Raw genomic sequence first — 19,714 nt, 5'->3', positions numbered from 1 at the left:
CAGAGAGAGCTACAGCGCGATGCTGTAGCTCCAGTTGTTTTAACCCTGATCGATAACCTTGACGCTTTTACGCAGAATCGGGCAGTTGGTAATACCGATAATACCGCTATCAGAGTGAACATATTGTGCGGTGGTGATGCCTTGAGCCGTCAGGTATTTGCACTGTAGTCCCAACCCGCCAGCATTCTGATTGCTGCCAATTAACACGCCATAACCGCTTAATAATACGCCAATCCAGACGATTGCTAGTATGACAATAGAGCGAATGATCAATCGCATTGTTGCCTCGTTATTTGTATGATCCTGACGTTTATTCTGGCATGAACATTATTTGATACAAGTCTATGATTCCTAAACTCGCCTTTCGTATTACAGTTAGCCGCGGTTTAAGAAGGCCATGTTATCCTGGCCACATCTGATTATGGTACGGAGAGTGGAGTGAAAAAATTACGCTGGGTTTTGCTGATCGTTGTCATAGCGGGTTGTTTACTGCTGTGGACTCAGATGCTTAACGTAATGTGCGATCAGGATGTACAATTTTTCAGCGGTATTTGCGCTATTAACAAGTTCATCCCCTGGTAAGACATTTTTGTGCCGACGGATTTTCTTCTGCCGCGTGGGTGGTAGAATGAACGCCTTCTCTTTGAGGTGGTGAAATGAGTGAGTTACTGAATCCTGGGATTGTAAGTCTGGCGTCTCTGGCGCTTTCCGTTGTACTGCTGCTTGTAGGGCTGCTGCTGTGGTTCTTTGTGAATCGTGCCAGTTCACGTAGCAATGAGCAAATTGAACTGCTGCAGTCGCTGCTTGATCAACAAAAGCGGCAGAACGCGCTGCTGCGCCGTCTCTGTGAAGCCAATGAGCCGGAGAAAGAAGAGGTTGTTGAACCTTCAGCGGCTGAGAAGGAGAAAAACGACGACGATTTCATTCGTCTCGTTGCTGAACGTTAAGTTGATGAACAGGTGTGCACATCCTGTGCGCGCCTGTGAGTGTCATAAAATTTTGCTATAACTTATTCTTATGTAATCTCTTATTCCACGCCAAACCGTTTCCGTTTAATAGATTAAACACCTACGCTCTATTTCACATATTGAATAATCTTTTGAGCTAATCAAAAAAAGTAATAACGAAACGTTTCTATTGCCTGATGGCAATACTTTGTCATTAATGTTTCATTATTAACGTCTATTTTAGCGAATATTTGTGTCGTCATGAGTTAGCGTTTTAATTAACACTATGACAGAGACAGTTAAGGCGATTTCCTCTTGTTCTTCAGACTCATTTGCGCATCATTATGCACATTACGCCGCAACGCCCCCTTAAATATGGCAGTTCGTATACGTACGTACCTGGACGAACAGAAGTTGTTGAGCTATGGTAAAAAAGTTGCATTTATCAGGCATACGTTATTGTTTGTTTTGTGACAATGCAAAGATAAGCCAGGCGCGGCAAAGACGCATAAATGTGCAGGCGATCAAATGATTTCCTGATAATTTGTGCGAACGATCGTGACACGTTTAAAAATGGCTTGCCATTATTTACGTTGTGTGTGATAACACGTTTCGGGTTAAACGAGGTACAGTTCTGTTTATGTGTGGCATTTTCAGTAAAGAAGTCCTGAGTAAACACGTTGTCGTTGAATACCGCTTCTCTGCCGAACCTTATATTAGTGCCTCATGCAGTTATGTGTCAGTTTTATCTATGTAAGCACCTGCGGGTGAAGAAAACAGTTTAAGGAATTTTGCAAATGGCAAAGATTAAAGGTCAAGTTAAGTGGTTCAACGAGTCTAAAGGTTTTGGCTTCATTACTCCGGCTGATGGCAGCAAAGACGTGTTCGTACACTTCTCTGCAATCCAGGGTAACGGCTTCAAAACTCTGGCTGAAGGCCAGAACGTTGAGTTCGAAATTCAGGACGGCCAGAAAGGTCCGGCTGCAGTTAACGTAACTGCTATCTGATTCAAGACCACTCATCTTGTAAGAAAGCCTCGCTATAGCGGGGCTTTTTAGCATCTGTTGCAAAGTATTTCCAATTTTTCCCCTCCGACGCGCTTTGTTGCAAAACATCACCCTTATTAGCACTGTTTAGCAGTCTGTTTTGCCAATTTTCTGTTAAATCAGGTGGTTGCAAAATAATGCTGGAGCTACGGTGCAAAAGAATAAAAGTAAGTCGGTCACAAATTTTCTCCCTATCCGTTTTGGGTTGCTGTGTGTGGCGATTTTGGGATGTCTTGGATTTCTGCTGGCGAGGGTAGGTTGGCTGCAAATCGTCTCTCCGGATAATCTGGTTAAACAAGAGGATATGCGTTCGCTGCGTGAAGAACCCATCGCCGTGATGCGCGGAACTATTAGCGATCGTGAAGGACGCCCGCTGGCGGTGAGCGTGCCGGTAAGCGCTATCTGGATAGATCCGCAGACCATGCTGGAAAAGGGCGGTGTCGGCTATGGTCCGCGCTGGCAGGCAATGGCGGAAGCGTTGCATATCGATCTTATTGAACTCTCTCATCGGGTGCAGTCGCATCCGCATGCTCGCTTTCTTTATCTGGCGCGCCAGGTGAATCCGGAACAGGCCGACTGGATCGATAAATTGCACCTGCCGGGCGTTTATTTGCGCGATGAGTCCCGCCGTTTCTATCCCGCCGGGCACGTCGCGGCGAACCTGCTGGGCTTTACCAATGTAGATAATCAGGGCATCGAAGGGGTTGAGAAAAGCTTTAACAAACAGCTAATGGGAACGCCCGGGCGCCGGCTGGTGCGTAAAGACCGTCACGGCCATGTGATCGAGAATATCACCGAGCAGGCCGCCGTTCCGGCGCATAATCTGCAGCTTAGTATTGACGAGCGCCTGCAAACGGTCACGGAGGATGCGCTGGATAATGCCGTGCGTTGGAACAAGGCGGAATCAGGCGCGGCGGTGTTGATCAAGATTGATACCGGCGAAATCCTGTCGATGGCCAGCTACCCGGATTTTAACCCTAATAACCGCGACAGCGCCCAGCTCGATGATTTTCGAAATCGCGCTATCAGCGATACCTTTGAGCCGGGTTCAACGGTCAAACCGCTGGTGATTATGACCGCGTTACAGCAGGGTATCGTGCAGCCGGATAGCGTAGTCGATACCCATCCCTTTACGCTTGATGGCCATCGCATTCGCGACGTGGGTTATTATCCCGAGCTGACGCTCACCGGTATTCTGCAAAAATCGAGCGATACCGGAGTTTCGCACCTCTCGCTGGCCATGCCGGTGCAGCATCTGATTGACACTTACAAGGCCTTTGGCTTTGGCGACCCGACCGGGCTTGGCTTGACCGGTGAAAGCTCCGGGCTGATGCCGCATCGTCGCTATTGGGGCGAGCTGGATCGTGCCACCTTCGCCTTTGGCTATGGACTGATGGTTACACCGCTACAGCTGGCGCATGTCTATGCGACGATCGGCGGTTACGGTATTGAGCGCCCGCTGTCGATAACCCGTATCGATCCGCCGGTTATCGGTACGCGAGTTATGCCGCAAGAGATCGTCCATGAGGTTGAACATATGATGGAGAGCGTGGCGTTACCGGGGGGCGGCGGGACAAAAGCGGCGGTACGTGATTATCGTATCGCGGTAAAAACGGGTACGGCGAAGAAAATTGGCCCTGACGGTAAATACATCGATAAATACGTCGCCTATACCGCCGGCGTGGCGCCGGCCAGTCAGCCGAAGTATGCCTTGGTGGTGGTGATAAACGATCCCAGTAACGGCAAATACTACGGCGGGGCGGTATCTGCCCCGGTATTCAGTCAGATTATGGGCGACGTACTGCGTCTGGAAAACGTGATGCCCGACGGTATGCCGCAAGGCTCTGAGAATCTTATCGTCATGCATAACCGCGAGGATCTGCCTCCCGCGTTGTAACAGTGGTCTGCGAGGGCGAATAGCGCTACACTTTCGCCCTTTCAGCGCCACCGGAGTTATTATGTCTTACACCTGCCCACTATGCCACGCGCCGCTTAGCCGCAGCGCAAATAGCTATATTTGCCCGCAGCGGCACCAGTTCGATCTGGCAAAGGAAGGGTATGTCAATTTACTGCCGGTGCAGTTCAAACGTTCACGCGATCCGGGCGATAGCGCTGAGATGATGCAGGCGCGCCGCGCTTTCCTTGATGGCGGATATTATCAACCGCTGCGCGAGGCGATTTGCGGCTATCTGCGGACTTTCGCCCCGGGCGAGCTGCTGGATATCGGCTGCGGAGAGGGATACTACACGCATGCTTTCGCCGCCATTGCCGCACGCAGTTTCGGCCTCGATGTCTCAAAATCGGCGATCCGCGCCGCCGCTAAACGTTACCCACAGGTCGAATTCTGCGTGGCTTCCAGCCAACGGTTGCCTTTTGCCGATCGGTCTCTGGATGCGGTGGTGCGTATTTATGCGCCCTGTAACGCGGACGAATTAGCGCGTGTAGTAAAAGCAGGCGGTTGGGTGATTACCGCCACGCCGGGACCGCGCCATCTGATGGAGCTGAAAGGGCTAATCTACGATGAAGTTCGTCTGCATGAACAGAACCGGGAAGCGATGCCGGGCTTTACGCTGCGTCATGAGAAGCAGTTAGCTTATCCGATGCAGTTGAGCGGCGCGCAGGCGGAAGCATTACTACAGATGACGCCGTTTGCATGGCGAGCGAAACCGGAAGTCAGGGAGTCGTTACGCCAGCAGGAAATCTTTGGCTGCCAGACCGATTTCATGATTCACTGCTGGCAGCGCGAGGGGTAAGGGCTACGGCGCGAAATGGCCCCACAGAATCTGCGCGCCGATACCGATTAGCACGATACCGCCAAGAATTTCGGCCCGTTTGCCGAGCAGCGGGCCGATAAAGCGGCCAACCATAATTCCCAGCGTTGACATGGTAAAGGTGGCGCAGCCGATAGCCAGCGCGGTGGCGATAATATTGACCTGCAGGAAAGCAAGCCCCACGCCAACGGCCATCGCGTCAAGACTGGTAGCGAATGCGGTGGTCACCAGCAGCCAGAAGCCGTGGCGACGCGGCGCTTCACATTCATCGTCATCGCCGCCGCGAAAACCTTCAATGACCATACGCCCGCCGAGAAACACCAGCAGCACGAACGCGATCCAGTGGTTCCATTCCAGCACAAACTGGCTGGCCAACATGCCCAGGCCCCAGCCGACCAGCGGCGTCAGGGTTTCGATCGCGCCGAATATAAGACCGGTGCGTAGCGCTTCGGAGAACTTAGGTTTATGCAGGGTGGCGCCTTTACCGATAGAAGCGGCAAACGCGTCCATCGACATACCAAAGGCAAGAAGGATAGTGGCAGAAATATTCATGAGCGTGTCCTGACCGGGGAGTATCCATATGACACATCGCTGCCCCCAGTAAATATACGCGGAGCTTGAGCATAACGTACAGCAGTGATGTATCTATGGTCTCGCCTGATTGAACGACCGCTCAACCCGTACGTGCCACGTTTTGCAACGAGTATGTTGACACGTACATTTTCCACTTGCGGAAAATCGGCTACTCCCCAACGACGGGCGCAACCTTAACATATTTTTAGAAGATAAAACAATCACAGAAAAATAATATTAGCAACAATAAATGATAACGATTTTCATTTAAAATATTAAGTGAAGGATTGGTTAAATAATATAACGGGGTGAGGGGAGTAAATATAGCCATGGCTATATATTCCGACAACGATGAATGGCGGAAATATAGCGCAGGCTATATCTGTAACTCATTGACTGGTAACGAGTAATTTGTATATTTTTTCCAGGTCGTCGATATTTCGTACGCGGATAAGCAGGCGCCGCTGCTCTAATTGCATCACCAGTACGCCGTCTTCCGACAAATTCATTGCTTTAATACGCGGATATTCAATCCACACGTTGGCAAAGAAAAACCCGCTCTTTTTGAACAGAATTCGCGGCGTACGGATCCAGAACAGATATAACCCCATTAATGCCAGCGCAGATAATAACCAGGTGGTGATTATTTCGCCGTGGCTGGCAATATTGTTGTAGATGAGAATCGCCGTCAGGCCGACGAAAATCATCCCGTCGACGCGTCCACGACGCAGCAGGGGGATTGACAGCAGGGTGGGGCCATTGCGGCGCGGCATGATGAATTGGTCGTAGATAGCGAAAGCCACCAGGGCGACGATAAACAGAATGAGCACCAGCTCCGTGATTGCCATTGATCCTCCAGGCAGCGTGGACCTGCGTACAGGTACACGTTTTTACGCTAAAAAAAAGCCGGGGACAAAGCTGCCCCCGGCCTACTACGTGACGATTATTGACCCAGCAGGCCGACCGCATAGCCGGCGATACCGATGACGAAGAAGCCAACGATGATCCACAGCGGGTTGACTTTCTTACGCAGCAGCCACATACAAGCGAAGGTCAGCAGCAGCGGCACCAGTCCCGGCATCAGCTGGTCAAGGATGGTCTGCACGGTGGTCACACGAGTCTGGCCATCCTGACCGGTGATAGTGGAAACCACTAGGGGAATATTGACATGCGTCCATTTGTTAACCAGGGCCCCCATGACAAACAGGCCGAGGATTGATGCCCCCTCGGTCAGTTTCTGCAGGAAGCCGCCGCCCATATCCTTAACGATGTCCACGCCTTTCCGATAGCCGTATGCTACGCCGTAGTAGCGGGTCAGCAGACGCACGGCATTGAACAGGATGAAGAACAGTAGCGGACCAAGCAGGCTACCGCTCATCGCGATACCGGCGCCGAGCGCGGCGAATACCGGACGCACGGTACCCCAGAAGATCGGGTCGCCGACGCCTGCCAGCGGCCCCATCAAACCGACTTTGATACCGTTGATTGCGCCATCGTCGATTTCCGCGCCGTTAGCACGCTGTTCTTCCATCGCCAGCGTTACGCCGAGTACCGGCGCCGCGACGTATGGATGGGTGTTGAAGAACTCAAGGTGACGCTTAATAGCCTGCTTACGCGCATCGTTGTTCTCCGGGTACAGGCGACGGATTGCCGGAACCATAGAGAAGCAGAAGCCCAGCGCCTGCATACGTTCGAAGTTCCATGAACCCTGGAACAGGTTAGAACGAATGAACACGCCACGAATATCACTCTGAGTGAGTTTTTTCTCGGTGGTATTTTTAGTCATATCAACCATTTCGCTCACCTGTTAGTCCAGTTCGTTATCGAGATCGTTGTTACCAGCCGCCTGAGCCGGGGCACCCGCTACGCGGTTATATTTCGGGCTCAGCTGAATGTAGAGAATGGCCATGACGGCACCAATCACACCCAGCGCAACCAGGTTGAAATTGGTGAAGGCCGCGGTGACGAAACCGAGATAGAAGAACGGCATCAGGTAGCCCGCGCGCATCATGTTGATGACCATCGCGTAACCGACGACGACGATCATGCCGCCTGCGATATTCAGACCGCCAGTCACCACTTCCGGAATGGCGTTCAGCAGACCCTGAACTTCGCTGGTGCCGACAGAGATGGCTACGATAACCGCCGGGATGGCGATACGCATCGCCTGCAGGAACAGCGAGGAAACGTGCAGCCAGGAGATGGCCGTCAGGTTACCGTTTTCAGCGGCTTTATCCGCCGCGTGCTGGAAGGCAACGGTAATGGTACGAACGATAATGGTCAGAACCTGGCCTGCCGCCGCCAGCGGGATAGCCAGCGCGATACCGGCGCCAATGCTTTGGTGGCCAGCGATAACCAGTACGGTAGAAATAATGGATGCCAGCGCGGCATCAGGCGCAACCGCCGCACCGATGTTCATCCAGCCGAGGGCGATCATTTCCAGCGTACCGCCGATGATGATACCGGTTTTCATGTCACCGAGAACGGCGCCGATTAACGTACAGGCGACCAGAGGACGGTGGAACTGAAATTCATCAAGTACCGACTCCATACCCGCAATACACGCGACGATGAACACCAGCACAATCTGAAGAAGGGTAATCTCCATTGTACTTCTCCTGTTGATAAAGTCTTAAAGTGAAAATTGGCTCACGAGCGCCGGGTTATTTATCCACCTTGGCGATCAAATCCATCATTTTCAGTTTCTGGTCGGTGGAAACTTTGCGCGCTTCCAGTTCAATACCGCGGGCATTCAGTTTTTTGAATGCTTCGATATCGGTTTCATCGACCGAAATTGCGTTATTCACCTGCGTTTTACCCTGACGGAAAGCCATACCGCCAATGTTGACGCTGGTAATTTTCACGCCGCCTTCAACAATACGTTCAACGTCCGTTGGGTTAGTGAACAGCAGCATGACGCGCTCGCCGGCGTATTTCGGGTTGTTGTAGACGCGAATCATTTTCGCGACATCAACAACGTGAGCGGTCACGCCCGGAGGAGCCACCTGGGTCAGCAGCGTTTTACGCACCGTATCGGCGGCAACTTCATCACTGACCACGATAATGCGGGTGACGTTGGTCTCTTTGGTCCAGCGGGTCGCAACCTGGCCGTGGATAAGACGGTCATCGATACGCGCCAGGCCAATCACCATGTAATCATTTGGCCCCATCGGTTTAGCGGGTGCCGCCGCTTTCGGCGCTGCGGCCTGTACCGGCGCCGCTTTTTCAACCGGTTTGGCTTTCAGCGCTTTCACGCCTTCGCTACCGGTTTCCACCGCCAGCGCCACCAGCTCATCAAACGACGGATCGTCATCGCGGGCCATGAAGGTTTCAACCAGCATCGGGACGTTGACGCCAGCGATCACTTCATAGTTTTCTTTATCAACAACAATGCGGCTTGCCGCGTTGAATGGACTACCGCCCCACGTATCGACGAGGAACAGCACGCCTTTTGTGGTATCCAGTTTTGCCAGCTGTGCATTGTACTTTTCGATTAGCGTTTCGGCATTTTCGCCGGGAACGAAATCGATCCAGCCAACGTTTTCCTGCTCGCCCAACAGCATTTCTGCGGTTTTCAGCAGTTGTTCTGCAGCCCAACCATGTGTGCCTATTACAATAGCAATCGTCACTTGCTACCTCCGTTATTATGGTGAATGCATCATCTGGTCTGATACATCCTGAATCACTCTTGTGGAAAAATCGATTCAGTAAGGGTGTAAGATCTAAATTAATTACTACCGCGAATTATTTTAGATAGTGAAAAAATAATTAATGTGATGGAGCTCCGTAAATTACGCTTCAATAATCAATAATTTCGCAGCGCAAAAAATAGCCTTAGCTATTGCAAAGACAGGTAAATTTTTGCCAATTCTGCGCTATATTTTGCTATGTTTAGCTTCCGTTTAATTACTCAGGAGTATAGGGCATAGCCCGCCGTATGGACCGTCATCGACGTCTTTTCACCCTCAGGCACTCGTCTGCCGCCTCAACCACACACGCTTTTTTACCAGCAACTATTGTTTCGCCGGTGCATGACATCGCGATGACTACCGCTGTCGTTAACGGGAGCCGCTCATGGAATTCTTAATGGATCCCACCATCTGGGCTGGCCTGCTGACGTTGGTAGTCCTCGAAATTGTTCTGGGTATCGATAACCTGGTCTTTATCGCCATCCTTGCCGATAAACTGCCGCCAAAACAGCGTGATAAGGCTCGTATCATCGGCCTGTCGCTGGCGCTGATTATGCGCCTGGGACTGCTCTCGGTTATCTCGTGGATGGTCACGTTGACCAAGCCTTTGATAAGCATAGGCGATTTTTCGTTCTCCGGGCGCGATCTGATCATGCTGGTCGGCGGTATCTTCCTGCTATTCAAGGCGACGACAGAACTTCATGAACGACTGGAAAACCGCCAGCATGATGCCGGTCACGGCAAAGGCTATGCCAGCTTCTGGGTGGTAGTGCTACAAATTGTGGTGCTGGATGCCGTCTTCTCGCTTGATGCGGTGATTACCGCCGTCGGCATGGTGAACCATTTGCCGGTGATGATGGCTGCGGTCGTTATTGCGATGATCCTGATGCTGCTGGCCTCGAAGCCGTTAACCCGCTTCGTGAACCAACATCCGACGGTTGTCGTGCTGTGTCTGAGCTTCCTGCTGATGATTGGTCTGAGTCTGGTGGCTGAAGGCTTTGGCTTCCATATTCCGAAGGGCTACCTGTACGCGGCAATCGGCTTCTCGATTACCATTGAATTCTTTAACCAGGTGGCGCGGCGTAACTTTATCCGCCACCAGTCGACGTTGCCGCTGCGTGCGCGTACCGCTGATGCGATTCTGCGCCTGATGGGCGGTCGCAAACAGGCGACCGTGGCGCACGATAGCGATAGCCCGGCGGCAGTGCCGGTGCCGGAAGGCGCGTTTGCTGAAGAAGAACGCTATATGATTAACGGCGTGCTGACCCTGGCGCAGCGCTCATTGCGCAGCATCATGACCCCGCGAGGCGAAATTAGCTGGGTGGATGCTGAGCAGAGCGAAGAAGAAATTCGTCGCCAGCTGCTTTCGTCTCCGCACAGCATGTTCCCGGTTTGCCGCGGCGAGCTTGATGAAATCATCGGTATCGTACGCGCCAAAGAGATGCTGGTGGCGCTGGAAGCGGGCGAGAACGTTGCCGCAATGGCTTCCGCTTCTCCGGCGATTGTGGTGCCGGAAACGCTGGACCCGATCAACCTGCTGGGCGTGCTGCGCCGGGCGCGCGGTAGCTTTGTCATCGTCACCAACGAATTTGGCGTGGTGCAGGGGCTGGTGACGCCGCTGGACGTCCTGGAAGCGATCGCCGGTGAGTTCCCGGACGCCGACGAAACGCCGGAAATTGTGCTGGATGGCGAGGGTTGGCTCATCAAAGGGTCAACCGACCTTCATGCGCTGCAGCAGGCGCTGGGGCTGGACGACCTGGTCAACGAAGACGATGATATCGCGACCGTTGCCGGGCTGGTTATCTCCGCGAACGGTCATATCCCGCGGATAGGCGATGTTGTCGAACTGCCGCCGCTGCAGTTCACCATCGTTGAAGCGAATGATTACCGCGTCGATCTGGTACGGGTTATTAAAACCGTCCACGATAACGACGAAGAAGAGTAATGCCGAACCCGCCGGGCTAAACCTGGCCGGCGGGTTGTTTTTTACTCCCAGTCGCCGCCAGACGGTGCTTCTCTTCCGCCAGCCAGCGCGGAAAATCCTCTACCGGTAACGGGCGGGCATAATAATATCCCTGTAGTAAATCCACGCCGTGGCTGCGCATGTAAATCTTCTGCTCCTGAGTTTCCACCCCTTCGGCAATGGTGACGATTTTGAGCCGGTGCGCCAGGGCGATAATCATATCGGTCACCGTCGCGTTGACGCCGTCAATACCAATGGCGCCGGTATAAGATTTATCAATTTTCAGTACATCCGGGCGGAGTTTTTCCAGCCAGGACAAAGAACTGTTGCCGGTGCCGAAGTCATCAATGGCCAGCTGGACGCCTTTAAAATGCAGGTGCTCCGCCATGTGATGATCGCCCTCACGCAGGACATCGCGTTCAGTCAGCTCGACCACCAACTGCTGTACCGGATTAGCGCTGAACCAATAGGTGTGCAGATCGCGCAGCAGCTCGCCGTTGCTGAAATGACGCGCCGCCACGTTAATACCAATATGAAAATTGGCATCCTGCGGGAAATAATGCAGCCGACGGGCGGTTTCAGCGATGACGTAGCGGGTGAGGGGGACTATCAGGTTGTAGCCTTCAGCAATAGGGATAAAAACATCCGGCGAGATATTTCCGCGGCGCGGATTGTTCCAGCGCAGCAAAATTTCCACGCCGCAACATTCCTGAGTACGTAAATCCTGCAGCGGCTGGCACCATACCTCGAACTCGTGGGCGGCGATACCCAGGGTAATTTCGCGCGAGAAAGTCATTCGTCCTGCGGTCGTCAGCCAGGCGATACCGGTCATCAACAGGCTGAACATCAGCGCCAGCGGTAATTCAGCGGGCAGCTCTTCTAAGGCCACCGCGGAGGCTCCCGGGCCGCTGATGTTGATGGTAAAGGGGAACTGGCTGGAACTTTGCCGGTAAATTATCGGCAGACCCGGCAACTGATGACTTTCGACGACGCCGACATCGCTGAGAAAACTCTTGTTGCCGACCGTGAGGCTGATGTCGCTTATGAGCGATGATTTTTCTTTGAGAATCAATTCGCCAAGCAGCTCGATATTGATAATTAACAACGCGCCGTCGGCGCCGCTCACGGTGGAGGGATACCACTGGATCAGTACCGGCGTGCCTTTGAGCAGCGAGTTATCGGTTGAAAAGGCCAGCAGCGGCTTTACCGTCGGCAGCGTGGGCTGTAGCTGATGAATGGCCACATGGCGCGGGCCAAAAATGCTGGAGCAGTAGGCCATCCCGGACTGAACAAGGATGATTGAGCGTACGGTCTGCAGAGTGGCCGCGGTTTTACGCAGCTCAAGATGCACATCCTGACAGGGTTTGCCGACCATACTCAGCAGGGTAGCGTGTTTTGCCGCCAGCGGCTGCAGGATATTGTCCATCGCGATCACCATATTGCGGGTCACCGTCTGGATGCGCTGTTGATTTTGGCTACGCTGTGAAATAAATCGGATTGTCAGGGTGACGGCAAGCGTCAGAAATGCAACGGCCAGGCACACCAGAATGCGCTTGCGGCGGTACGTCGAAATGACCTTCTGTGCATTTTGCATGCGAGGCGCCCTGTCGGCTAAATAGAGGAATAAGAGTAACAGCCGGCTTAAAGCAAGTGTAGTGGGTAAGATAAGTTGGTGGGAGAAAAAGAAAAATGCGCCCGGAAAGGGCGCATTTCACAGACGTGTTTTAGTCACACTGGACTTTGATCGCCAGGCCGCCGCGAGAGGTTTCGCGATATTTGGCGTTCATGTCTTTACCCGTTTCGTACATGGTCTCGATAACTTTATCGAGAGAGACGCGCGGTTCGCTGGTGCGGCGCATCGCCATACGCGCGGCGTTAATCGCCTTCACGGAGGCGATAGCGTTTCGCTCGATGCACGGCACCTGAACCTGGCCGGCGACCGGGTCGCAGGTCAGGCCGAGGTTATGTTCCATGCCAATCTCCGCCGCCACGCAAACCTGCTCCGGGCTGGCGCCGAGCAGTTCAGCCAGCCCCGCCGCCGCCATTGAACAGGCCACGCCGACTTCGCCCTGACAGCCGACTTCGGCGCCGGAAATGGACGCGTTCATCTTGTACAGCGCGCCAATCGCGCCGGAGGCCATAAAGTAGCGAATATAGATATCCGGGCTGACGGACTCGATAAAGTGATCGTAGTAGGCGAGCACTGCCGGAACGATACCACAGGCGCCGTTGGTCGGCGCGGTAACGACGCGGCCGCCTGCGGCGTTCTCTTCATTGACCGCCAGCGCGAACATGTTCACCCAGTCGACAACATTCATCGGGTCGTTAGACAGTTTATCGCTGGCGACCAGCAGACGACGCAGCGCCGAAGCGCGTCGCGGCACGCGCAGCGGCCCCGGCAGCACGCCTTCGGTGTTCATGCCGCGATCGATACAGGCGCGCATGGTTTGCCAGACGTTTTCGAAATAGGCTTCGATCTCTTGCTTGCTGTGCAGCGCCAGTTCGTTTTGCATCACCATGCCGGAGAGCGACAGACCGGTTTCTTTGCAGTAGCCCAGCATTTCCTGCGCCGATTTAAACGGATACGGAACCTGCAGTTCGCTCGCGTCTTCTTTGCCGAAATGCTCTTCGTCGACGATAAAACCGCCGCCGATTGAATAGTAAGTCTTGCTGTAAATTTCTTTCTCGCCGGCCCACGCATGGATAGTCATGCCGTTTTCGTGCAGCGGCAGGTTGTCGCTACGAAAACGCATGCCGTCATCCGCCGGGAAGTCGACTTCGTGTTGCCCGTTTGCCAGCAGCAGACGGCCGCGGGTTTCTACGTCGCGGATAAATGCCGGGATCGCGTCAATATCGACCGTCGCAGGCAGATTGCCCGCCAGTCCCATGATAATGGCGATGTCCGTATGGTGGCCTTTGCCGGTTAATGAAAGCGACCCATAGACGTCAACGGCGACGCGCGTCACTTCATTAAGCAATCCCTTTTCGACCAGGTCATCGACGAACTGTTTACCGGCCTTCATCGGCCCTACAGTATGGGAAGATGAGGGACCAATCCCCACCTTGAACATGTCGAATATACTAATCACGATAACACTCCTGACAGGGTTACCGCGGTTGCGGTAACGATGTAATAACTGCGCATAGTGTAAGAGGGAACCGGGTTGTCAGCTTAACTATTCACATGAATTAAACTAATGGATAACCTTGGTTTTACTAATAGTGCGAGCGGCTTCTCATTACTTATTATAGCTAAGGACGGGTGCCGATTTGCAGCGCCAGCTCGCGAATAATGCCGGCGGTCATTCCCCAGACAAAATAATGTTGGTACCACGATAGCCAGACGCGATGTGAATTACCGCGCCGATGGATGTCCAACGGGTGGTAGCGACCCAGGCGCAGCGCTTCTTCAAGCGGCATTTCAAACACCGCAGACACCTCGTCCTGACTGGCATGATAGTGCAGGTTCGGGGGGATTATGCCGACAACCGGCGTCACCTGAAAGCCGGTGACGCTGTCGACCGGCGGCAGCACGCCGATCACTTCAACGGCTTCCGGCGGGATCGCCACTTCTTCCTGCGCCTCGCGCAGCGCGGCGGCGATTAACGTTGCGTCGGTGTTATCAACTGCGCCGCCGGGGAAGGCGACCTGGCCCGCGTGCTTGCGCAGCAGCGGCGAACGCTGGGTCAGCAACAGTCCCGGCTGCGGGCGACGGACAATCGGCACCAGTACCGCCGCCTGGCGCTGGTTCAGCGACTGCGGCGAGGGCTGCGGGCGCAGCAGCTGAAAACGGGAAAGAAAGTCGTCCAGGTCGAGGGCGTTAGCCGCCATGTTCTAGCTCTCCAGTTGATGCAGAATACGGTTAACTTTATCAAAAGTTTCCTGATATTCCGCTGCCTCTTCGCTGTCCGCCACGATACCGCCGCCCGCGGAACAGTACAGCTGACCCTGCCAGGCGGTGATCGTACGGATAGTAATACTGGTATCCATATTGCCGCACAGGCTGAGATAACCAATGCTGCCGCACCATGCGTTGCGTCGCTGCGGTTCAAGTTCATCGATAATCTCCATAGCGCGAACTTTTGGCGCGCCGGTAATGGAGCCGCCAGGGAAGGCCGCGCGCAGCAGATCGCTGGCATCAAGCGTAGCAGGCAATCGTGCGGTGATGGTGCTCACCAGGTGATGCACCGCCGGGAAAGGTTCAACCACAAACAGTTCCGGTACGCGCACGCTGCCCGGCACGGCGACGCGGCCGATATCATTGCGCATCAGATCGACAATCATCAGGTTTTCTGCGCGATCTTTCGGTGAGTGGGCAAGCGTTACCGCCTGGCGCGCATCTTCTTGCGGAGAATCGAGTCGCGGCAGCGTGCCTTTAATGGGGCGCGTCTGGATGTCGCCCTGATACAATTGAATAAATCGCTCCGGAGACAGGCTTAAAATCGCCCCTTCCGCCAGGCGAATGAAGGCGCTGAACGGCGCGCGGTTAACGGCATTAAGCTTACAAAATGCCTGCCATTCGTCGCCGCGATAGCGGGCCTGGAAACGCTGCGCCAGGTTGACCTGATAACAGTCGCCGCTGCGCAGATACGCCTGCACCTGGCGGAATTTTTCGCCGTACTGCTGGCGGCTCATATTTGATTGCCAACTGGAGGTCAGGGAGAAAGATTCAGCCGGCTGGCGCGTTTGCGATTCCAGCCACTGCAGGCGCTGTTGCGGATTGTCGTAGCTCAGTAGCGATACCTGCTGGCGTTGATGATCGACGATCAGCGCCCAGTCATAAATGCCGACCGCCATCTCCGGCAGAGCAATATCAGCCTGCGCTTGCGTCGGCAGACGTTCAAAGCGGCGGCCAAGATCGTAGCCGAATAACCCCAACGCGCCGCCGAGAAACGGCAGGTTTTCATCGGCCTGAGGCGTTAACTGACAGCGATCCAACTGCTGTTGCAGCAGCTGCAGCGGATCGTCCTGCGAGACAAATTCGCCTTCACCGTCGTTGACCCAGGTTTGCTCGCCGCGGGTAACCAGCGTCGCGCGCGGTTCGGCGACGATAATATCGAAACGGCTATACGGATGATCGGCAAAGCCGGAGTGCAGCAGCATCGCCCACGGCATCGCGCTTAACGGCGCGAAATAGCGTTCGGCGGCATCCGCACGCCAGGGCAGGGTAATAATAGCGGGGGACAACATTAACCTCGATCCTAATGTGCCGCCCACTGGCGAAATGGCGGACGGCGTGAAATAATTACGCCCCACAATGTAGCAGGAGTGAGTGATGTTTGCAGGTTTACCTTCGCTGAGCCATGAGCAACAGCAAAAAGCGGTCGAACGTATTCAGGAATTGATGGCGCAGGGGATGAGCAGCGGCCAGGCAATCGCCCTGGTGGCCGATGAACTGCGCGCCACGCATACCGGCGACCGGATAGTAGCGCGCTTCGAAGATGACGAAGAAGACGAGTAACTACGCCGCGGCGATGATTTTAATCTCAACTTTATACTGCGGCTTCATCAGGGTCGCCTGTACGGTACAGCGCACCGGCGCGTGACCGGCAACCACCCAGGCGTCCCAGGCTTTATTCATCGCCGCAAAATCATCTTTATTGGCCAGGAAAATGGTGGCATCAAGAATACGTGACTTATTGCTGCCCTGTTTTTCCAGCACCGCGTCAATTTGCGCCAGGGTGTTGGCGGTCTGTTCAAACGCGTCGGCGTCGAGGTTTTCCGGCACCCCGGTGTAGTAAATGGTTTGGTTGTGAATGACCACATCAGACCAGCGGGCTTCGGCATCAATACGCGTAATTGTCATTTATCTTTCCTCGTTGTTCTATCCATTTGGCTGCGGCAAGACTGCCATAATGTTCCGTCCGCGTCACTACCCGGGCTGGCGAAACGCCGTCCTCCCTGACATAATCACTGTCCAAATAACCAGGGGGCAACGTGATCGACGATTTTGCAGCAGACGGCCAGCTGGCCATGGCGATACCGGGATTTAAGCCGCGCGAGCCGCAGCGCCAGATGGCGGTAGCGGTGAGTGAGGCCATTGAAGCCTCCCGGCCGCTGGTGGTGGAAGCAGGGACCGGCACCGGTAAAACCTACGCGTATCTGGCGCCCGCGCTGCGTGCGAAGAAAAAGGTGATCATCTCCACGGGTTCGAAAGCGCTGCAGGATCAGCTCTACAGCCGCGATCTACCGACCGTTGCTAAAGCGCTTAAATTCACTGGCAAACTGGCGTTGTTAAAAGGGCGCTCAAACTACCTGTGCCTTGAACGCCTTGAGCAGCAGGCGCTGGCGGGCGGCGATCTGCCGGTACAAACGTTAAGTGACGTTATTCTTCTGCGCTCCTGGTCTAATCAGACGCAGGATGGCGATATCAGCACCTGCGCCAGCGTCGCCGAAGATTCTCAGGCCTGGCCGCTGGTCACCAGCACCAACGATAACTGTCTCGGCAGCGACTGCCCGTTATACAAAGATTGTTTTGTGGTTAAAGCGCGTAAGAAGGCGATGGATGCTGACGTGGTGGTGGTCAACCATCACCTGTTTCTTGCCGATATGGTGGTAAAAGAGAGCGGCTTTGCCGAACTGATCCCCGAAGCGGAAGTGATGATCTTCGATGAAGCCCATCAGTTGCCGGATATCGCCAGCCAGTATTTTGGCCAGTCGCTCTCCAGCCGCCAGCTGCTGGATTTGGCCAAAGACATTACCATTGCCTACCGTACCGAACTGAAAGATACCCAACAGCTGCAAAAATGCGCCGATCGTCTGGCGCAAAGCGCGCAGGATTTTCGGCTGCAGTTGGGCGATCCGGGCTATCGCGGCAACCTGCGCGAACTGCTGGCGGATAGCCACATTCAGCGCGCGCTGCTGCTGCTCGATGACGCGCTTGAACTGTGTTACGACGTCGCCAAACTCTCCCTTGGCCGTTCGGCGCTGCTCGACGCCGCCTTTGAGCGCGCGACGCTCTACCGGGGCCGCCTGAAGCGGCTCAAGGAGATCAATCAGCCTGGCTATAGCTACTGGTATGAATGCACGTCGCGTCATTTTACCCTCGCCTTGACGCCGTTAACGGTGGCAGAGAAGTTTAAAGAGGTAATGGCGCAAAAATCGGGGAGCTGGATCTTTACCTCGGCGACGCTGTCGGTGAATGACGATCTCCACCACTTTACCGCTCGTCTCGGCATTGATGACGCGCAGACGCTGCTGTTGCCCAGCCCATTTGATTATCAGCATCAGGCGCTGCTCTGCGTACCGCGTAACCTACCGCTACCGAATCAGCCTGGCGCTGCCCGTCATCTGGCGGCAATGTTGAAACCCTTGATTGAGGCCAACGATGGACGCTGCTTCATGCTCTGCACCTCGCATGCCATGATGCGCGATCTGGCTGAGCAGTTCCGCGCCACCATGACGCTGCCGGTACTGCTGCAGGGAGAGACCAGCAAAGGCCAACTGCTGCAGCAGTTTGTTAGCGCCGGCAATGCGCTATTAGTGGCGACTAGTAGCTTCTGGGAAGGAGTTGACGTGCGCGGTGACGCGCTGTCGCTGGTGATTATCGATAAGCTGCCGTTTACCTCGCCGGACGATCCGCTGCTCAAAGCGCGAATGGAAGATTGCCGCCTGCGCGGCGGCGACCCGTTCGATGAAGTTCAGTTGCCGGATGCCGTCATTACCCTCAAACAAGGCGTGGGTCGCCTGATCCGCGATATTGACGATCGCGGCGTTCTGGTTATCTGTGACAACCGGCTGGTGATGCGCCCCTATGGCGCCGTGTTCCTGGCTAGCCTGCCACCCGCGCCGCGGACCCGTGATATCCGCCGGGCGGTACGCTTTCTCGCCGTGCCGCCGGCAAGGTAATCCGTCACAAAATGTGGTAAGCTGCGCGCCATTTTGTTAATCAGCTATCCCCAATGGATTTCGGGCGGTGCGGCGGCGGTGAGTCCGTCAGCCGATGAATTTACCGCCCTAAAACCTGGATTATGTAACGAGAGCGTGACCACCCATGCGAATTTTGGCTATCGATACCGCCACGGAGGCGTGCTCCGCGGCGCTGTGGAATGATGGCGCCCTGAGCGCCCATTTTGAAATTTGTCCCCGCGAACACACCCAACGTATCCTGCCTCTGGTGCAGGAGGTCCTCACTGAAAGCGGCACTACGCTGAATGAACTTGACGCGCTGGCCTTTGGCCGCGGTCCGGGCAGCTTTACCGGCGTACGTATTGGTATCGGCATTGCGCAAGGACTGGCGCTGGGCGCTGAGCTGCCGATGATCGGCGTTTCTACGCTGGCGACGATGGCGCAGGGCGCGTGGCGCAAAACCGGCGCTACTCGCGTGCTGGCAGCCATCGACGCGCGTATGGGAGAAGTGTACTGGGCTGAGTATCAGCGCGACGAAAATGGCGTCTGGCACGGTGAAGAAACTGAAGCGGTTCTCAAACCGGCTGCGGTTGCCGAACGCCTGGCGCTGCTTTCTGGCGAATGGGCTACCGTCGGCACCGGCTGGCAGGCGTGGCCGGATCTGGCGAAAGAGAGCGGGCTGATTTTAAGCAGCGGCGAGATTGAACTGCCGGCGGCTGAAGATATGCTGCCGCTGGCCATTCATCTGTTGGCGGCAGGAAAAACCGTGGCCGTTGAGCATGCGGAACCAGTTTATTTGCGAAACGAAGTGGCGTGGAAGAAACTTCCTGGCCGCGAGTGAATCTCAGTAGAGAGAAGACTGAGAGAAGGAGTCGCA

Annotated in this window: 20 protein-coding genes, 1 pseudogene and 1 riboswitch; of the genes and pseudogenes, 10 read left to right on the top strand and 11 right to left on the bottom strand. The window is 54.7% G+C overall.

The annotated features are described in order from the left end of the window. Nucleotides 1–39: 39 nt before the first annotated feature. On the bottom strand, nucleotides 40–279 hold the full coding sequence (locus tag PGR10_RS06935) for a YobH family protein (RefSeq protein WP_015705933.1): 240 nt from the start codon (nucleotides 277–279) through the stop codon (nucleotides 40–42). Nucleotides 280–438: 159 nt separating this feature from the next. Here PGR10_RS06935 and mgrB point away from each other — a divergent pair, with 159 nt between their 5' ends. The 6 genes and pseudogenes from mgrB to rlmA all read left to right on the top strand — a co-directional run bounded on the left by mgrB (nucleotide 439) and on the right by rlmA (nucleotide 4,746). After that, complete coding sequence (gene mgrB / locus PGR10_RS06930) at nucleotides 439–582, top strand: PhoP/PhoQ regulator MgrB (RefSeq protein ID WP_015366032.1); 144 nt, start codon at nucleotides 439–441, stop codon at nucleotides 580–582. A 74-nt stretch (nucleotides 583–656) separates the two neighbouring features. Next, nucleotides 657–947, top strand: coding sequence for a YebO family protein (locus PGR10_RS06925; protein ID WP_087860564.1), 291 nt, complete (start codon nucleotides 657–659; stop codon nucleotides 945–947). Between the two features lie 640 nt (nucleotides 948–1,587). Then, nucleotides 1,588–1,732, top strand: a pseudogene (locus PGR10_RS06920) (DUF2627 domain-containing protein). A 12-nt stretch (nucleotides 1,733–1,744) separates the two neighbouring features. Then, nucleotides 1,745–1,954 (top strand): transcription antiterminator/RNA stability regulator CspE, encoded by a 210-nt coding sequence (cspE, locus tag PGR10_RS06915; RefSeq protein WP_001062678.1) that lies wholly within the window; start codon nucleotides 1,745–1,747, stop codon nucleotides 1,952–1,954. A 190-nt stretch (nucleotides 1,955–2,144) separates the two neighbouring features. Next, a complete protein-coding gene (gene ftsI / locus PGR10_RS06910; protein ID WP_213316883.1) occupies nucleotides 2,145–3,890 on the top strand; it encodes a peptidoglycan glycosyltransferase FtsI in 1,746 nt (581 codons plus the stop codon). A gap of 61 nt (nucleotides 3,891–3,951) precedes the next feature. Continuing rightward, the gene (gene rlmA / locus PGR10_RS06905) at nucleotides 3,952–4,746 is read left to right on the top strand and encodes a 23S rRNA (guanine(745)-N(1))-methyltransferase (RefSeq protein ID WP_430923236.1); all 795 of its coding nucleotides are present in this window, start codon (nucleotides 3,952–3,954) and stop codon (nucleotides 4,744–4,746) included. A 3-nt stretch (nucleotides 4,747–4,749) separates the two neighbouring features. Here the strand turns inward: rlmA and mntP are convergent, their stop codons facing one another. The 5 genes from mntP to manX form a co-directional block, all read right to left on the bottom strand. Continuing rightward, on the bottom strand, nucleotides 4,750–5,316 hold the full coding sequence (gene mntP / locus PGR10_RS06900) for a manganese efflux pump MntP (protein ID WP_015366036.1): 567 nt from the start codon (nucleotides 5,314–5,316) through the stop codon (nucleotides 4,750–4,752). Between the two features lie 61 nt (nucleotides 5,317–5,377). Further along, a riboswitch (yybP-ykoY riboswitch) is annotated at nucleotides 5,378–5,527 on the bottom strand. A gap of 199 nt (nucleotides 5,528–5,726) precedes the next feature. Further along, on the bottom strand, nucleotides 5,727–6,185 hold the full coding sequence (locus tag PGR10_RS06895; RefSeq protein WP_015366037.1) for a DUF986 family protein: 459 nt from the start codon (nucleotides 6,183–6,185) through the stop codon (nucleotides 5,727–5,729). Between the two features lie 95 nt (nucleotides 6,186–6,280). Then, the gene (locus PGR10_RS06890) at nucleotides 6,281–7,132 is read right to left on the bottom strand and encodes a PTS mannose transporter subunit IID (RefSeq protein ID WP_015366038.1); all 852 of its coding nucleotides are present in this window, start codon (nucleotides 7,130–7,132) and stop codon (nucleotides 6,281–6,283) included. Nucleotides 7,133–7,144: 12 nt separating this feature from the next. Beyond that, nucleotides 7,145–7,945 (bottom strand): PTS mannose/fructose/sorbose transporter subunit IIC, encoded by an 801-nt coding sequence (locus PGR10_RS06885; protein ID WP_015366039.1) that lies wholly within the window; start codon nucleotides 7,943–7,945, stop codon nucleotides 7,145–7,147. Nucleotides 7,946–8,000: 55 nt separating this feature from the next. Next, nucleotides 8,001–8,966 (bottom strand): PTS mannose transporter subunit IIAB, encoded by a 966-nt coding sequence (gene manX / locus PGR10_RS06880; RefSeq protein WP_087860567.1) that lies wholly within the window; start codon nucleotides 8,964–8,966, stop codon nucleotides 8,001–8,003. A gap of 445 nt (nucleotides 8,967–9,411) precedes the next feature. Between manX and yoaE the strand changes: the two genes are divergently transcribed. Next, nucleotides 9,412–10,971, top strand: coding sequence for a CNNM family cation transport protein YoaE (gene yoaE, locus PGR10_RS06875; RefSeq protein WP_125992483.1), 1,560 nt, complete (start codon nucleotides 9,412–9,414; stop codon nucleotides 10,969–10,971). A gap of 16 nt (nucleotides 10,972–10,987) precedes the next feature. Here yoaE and PGR10_RS06870 read toward each other — a convergent pair whose 3' ends face one another. The 4 genes from PGR10_RS06870 to pabB form a co-directional block, all read right to left on the bottom strand. Then, nucleotides 10,988–12,583 (bottom strand): EAL domain-containing protein, encoded by a 1,596-nt coding sequence (locus PGR10_RS06870; protein ID WP_308958432.1) that lies wholly within the window; start codon nucleotides 12,581–12,583, stop codon nucleotides 10,988–10,990. 130 nt (nucleotides 12,584–12,713) lie between these two features. Then, nucleotides 12,714–14,078 (bottom strand): L-serine ammonia-lyase, encoded by a 1,365-nt coding sequence (sdaA, locus tag PGR10_RS06865; RefSeq protein ID WP_015705929.1) that lies wholly within the window; start codon nucleotides 14,076–14,078, stop codon nucleotides 12,714–12,716. A 163-nt stretch (nucleotides 14,079–14,241) separates the two neighbouring features. Then, nucleotides 14,242–14,820, bottom strand: a complete 579-nt coding sequence (locus PGR10_RS06860; protein WP_087860569.1) for a CoA pyrophosphatase — start codon at nucleotides 14,818–14,820, stop codon at nucleotides 14,242–14,244. A 3-nt stretch (nucleotides 14,821–14,823) separates the two neighbouring features. After that, nucleotides 14,824–16,179: an aminodeoxychorismate synthase component 1 gene (gene pabB, locus PGR10_RS06855; protein WP_430923235.1), complete on the bottom strand. Its 1,356-nt coding sequence runs from the start codon at nucleotides 16,177–16,179 to the stop codon at nucleotides 14,824–14,826. An 85-nt stretch (nucleotides 16,180–16,264) separates the two neighbouring features. Between pabB and PGR10_RS06850 the strand changes: the two genes are divergently transcribed. Then, nucleotides 16,265–16,450: a YoaH family protein gene (locus tag PGR10_RS06850; RefSeq protein ID WP_045376054.1), complete on the top strand. Its 186-nt coding sequence runs from the start codon at nucleotides 16,265–16,267 to the stop codon at nucleotides 16,448–16,450. Here PGR10_RS06850 and PGR10_RS06845 read toward each other — a convergent pair whose 3' ends face one another. Continuing rightward, a complete protein-coding gene (locus PGR10_RS06845; RefSeq protein ID WP_015366047.1) occupies nucleotides 16,451–16,795 on the bottom strand; it encodes a RidA family protein in 345 nt (114 codons plus the stop codon). Nucleotides 16,796–16,926: 131 nt separating this feature from the next. Between PGR10_RS06845 and PGR10_RS06840 the strand changes: the two genes are divergently transcribed. Both PGR10_RS06840 and tsaB read left to right on the top strand, forming a co-directional pair. Continuing rightward, nucleotides 16,927–18,837, top strand: coding sequence for an ATP-dependent DNA helicase (locus PGR10_RS06840; RefSeq protein WP_087860571.1), 1,911 nt, complete (start codon nucleotides 16,927–16,929; stop codon nucleotides 18,835–18,837). Between the two features lie 145 nt (nucleotides 18,838–18,982). Next, nucleotides 18,983–19,678, top strand: coding sequence for a tRNA (adenosine(37)-N6)-threonylcarbamoyltransferase complex dimerization subunit type 1 TsaB (gene tsaB / locus PGR10_RS06835; protein ID WP_087860572.1), 696 nt, complete (start codon nucleotides 18,983–18,985; stop codon nucleotides 19,676–19,678). Nucleotides 19,679–19,714 lie beyond the last annotated feature (36 nt).

The organism is Klebsiella sp. 141198, assembly GCF_050600785.1.
GTDB lineage: Bacteria > Pseudomonadota > Gammaproteobacteria > Enterobacterales > Enterobacteriaceae > Klebsiella > Klebsiella aerogenes.
This window is presented reverse-complemented; position numbering and strand designations above follow the sequence as displayed.

Coding starts and splice junctions, on each gene's coding strand:
- PGR10_RS06935 (WP_015705933.1), bottom strand. CDS start 279: ATGCGATTGATCATTCGCTCTATTGTCATACTAGCAATCGTCTGGATT.
- PGR10_RS06925 (WP_087860564.1), top strand. CDS start 657: ATGAGTGAGTTACTGAATCCTGGGATTGTAAGTCTGGCGTCTCTGGCG.
- cspE (WP_001062678.1), top strand. CDS start 1,745: ATGGCAAAGATTAAAGGTCAAGTTAAGTGGTTCAACGAGTCTAAAGGT.
- rlmA (WP_430923236.1), top strand. CDS start 3,952: ATGTCTTACACCTGCCCACTATGCCACGCGCCGCTTAGCCGCAGCGCA.
- mntP (WP_015366036.1), bottom strand. CDS start 5,316: ATGAATATTTCTGCCACTATCCTTCTTGCCTTTGGTATGTCGATGGAC.
- PGR10_RS06895 (WP_015366037.1), bottom strand. CDS start 6,185: ATGGCAATCACGGAGCTGGTGCTCATTCTGTTTATCGTCGCCCTGGTG.
- PGR10_RS06890 (WP_015366038.1), bottom strand. CDS start 7,132: ATGGTTGATATGACTAAAAATACCACCGAGAAAAAACTCACTCAGAGT.
- PGR10_RS06885 (WP_015366039.1), bottom strand. CDS start 7,945: ATGGAGATTACCCTTCTTCAGATTGTGCTGGTGTTCATCGTCGCGTGT.
- yoaE (WP_125992483.1), top strand. CDS start 9,412: ATGGAATTCTTAATGGATCCCACCATCTGGGCTGGCCTGCTGACGTTG.
- PGR10_RS06870 (WP_308958432.1), bottom strand. CDS start 12,583: ATGCAAAATGCACAGAAGGTCATTTCGACGTACCGCCGCAAGCGCATT.
- PGR10_RS06860 (WP_087860569.1), bottom strand. CDS start 14,820: ATGGCGGCTAACGCCCTCGACCTGGACGACTTTCTTTCCCGTTTTCAG.
- pabB (WP_430923235.1), bottom strand. CDS start 16,179: ATGTTGTCCCCCGCTATTATTACCCTGCCCTGGCGTGCGGATGCCGCC.
- PGR10_RS06850 (WP_045376054.1), top strand. CDS start 16,265: ATGTTTGCAGGTTTACCTTCGCTGAGCCATGAGCAACAGCAAAAAGCG.
- PGR10_RS06845 (WP_015366047.1), bottom strand. CDS start 16,795: ATGACAATTACGCGTATTGATGCCGAAGCCCGCTGGTCTGATGTGGTC.
- tsaB (WP_087860572.1), top strand. CDS start 18,983: ATGCGAATTTTGGCTATCGATACCGCCACGGAGGCGTGCTCCGCGGCG.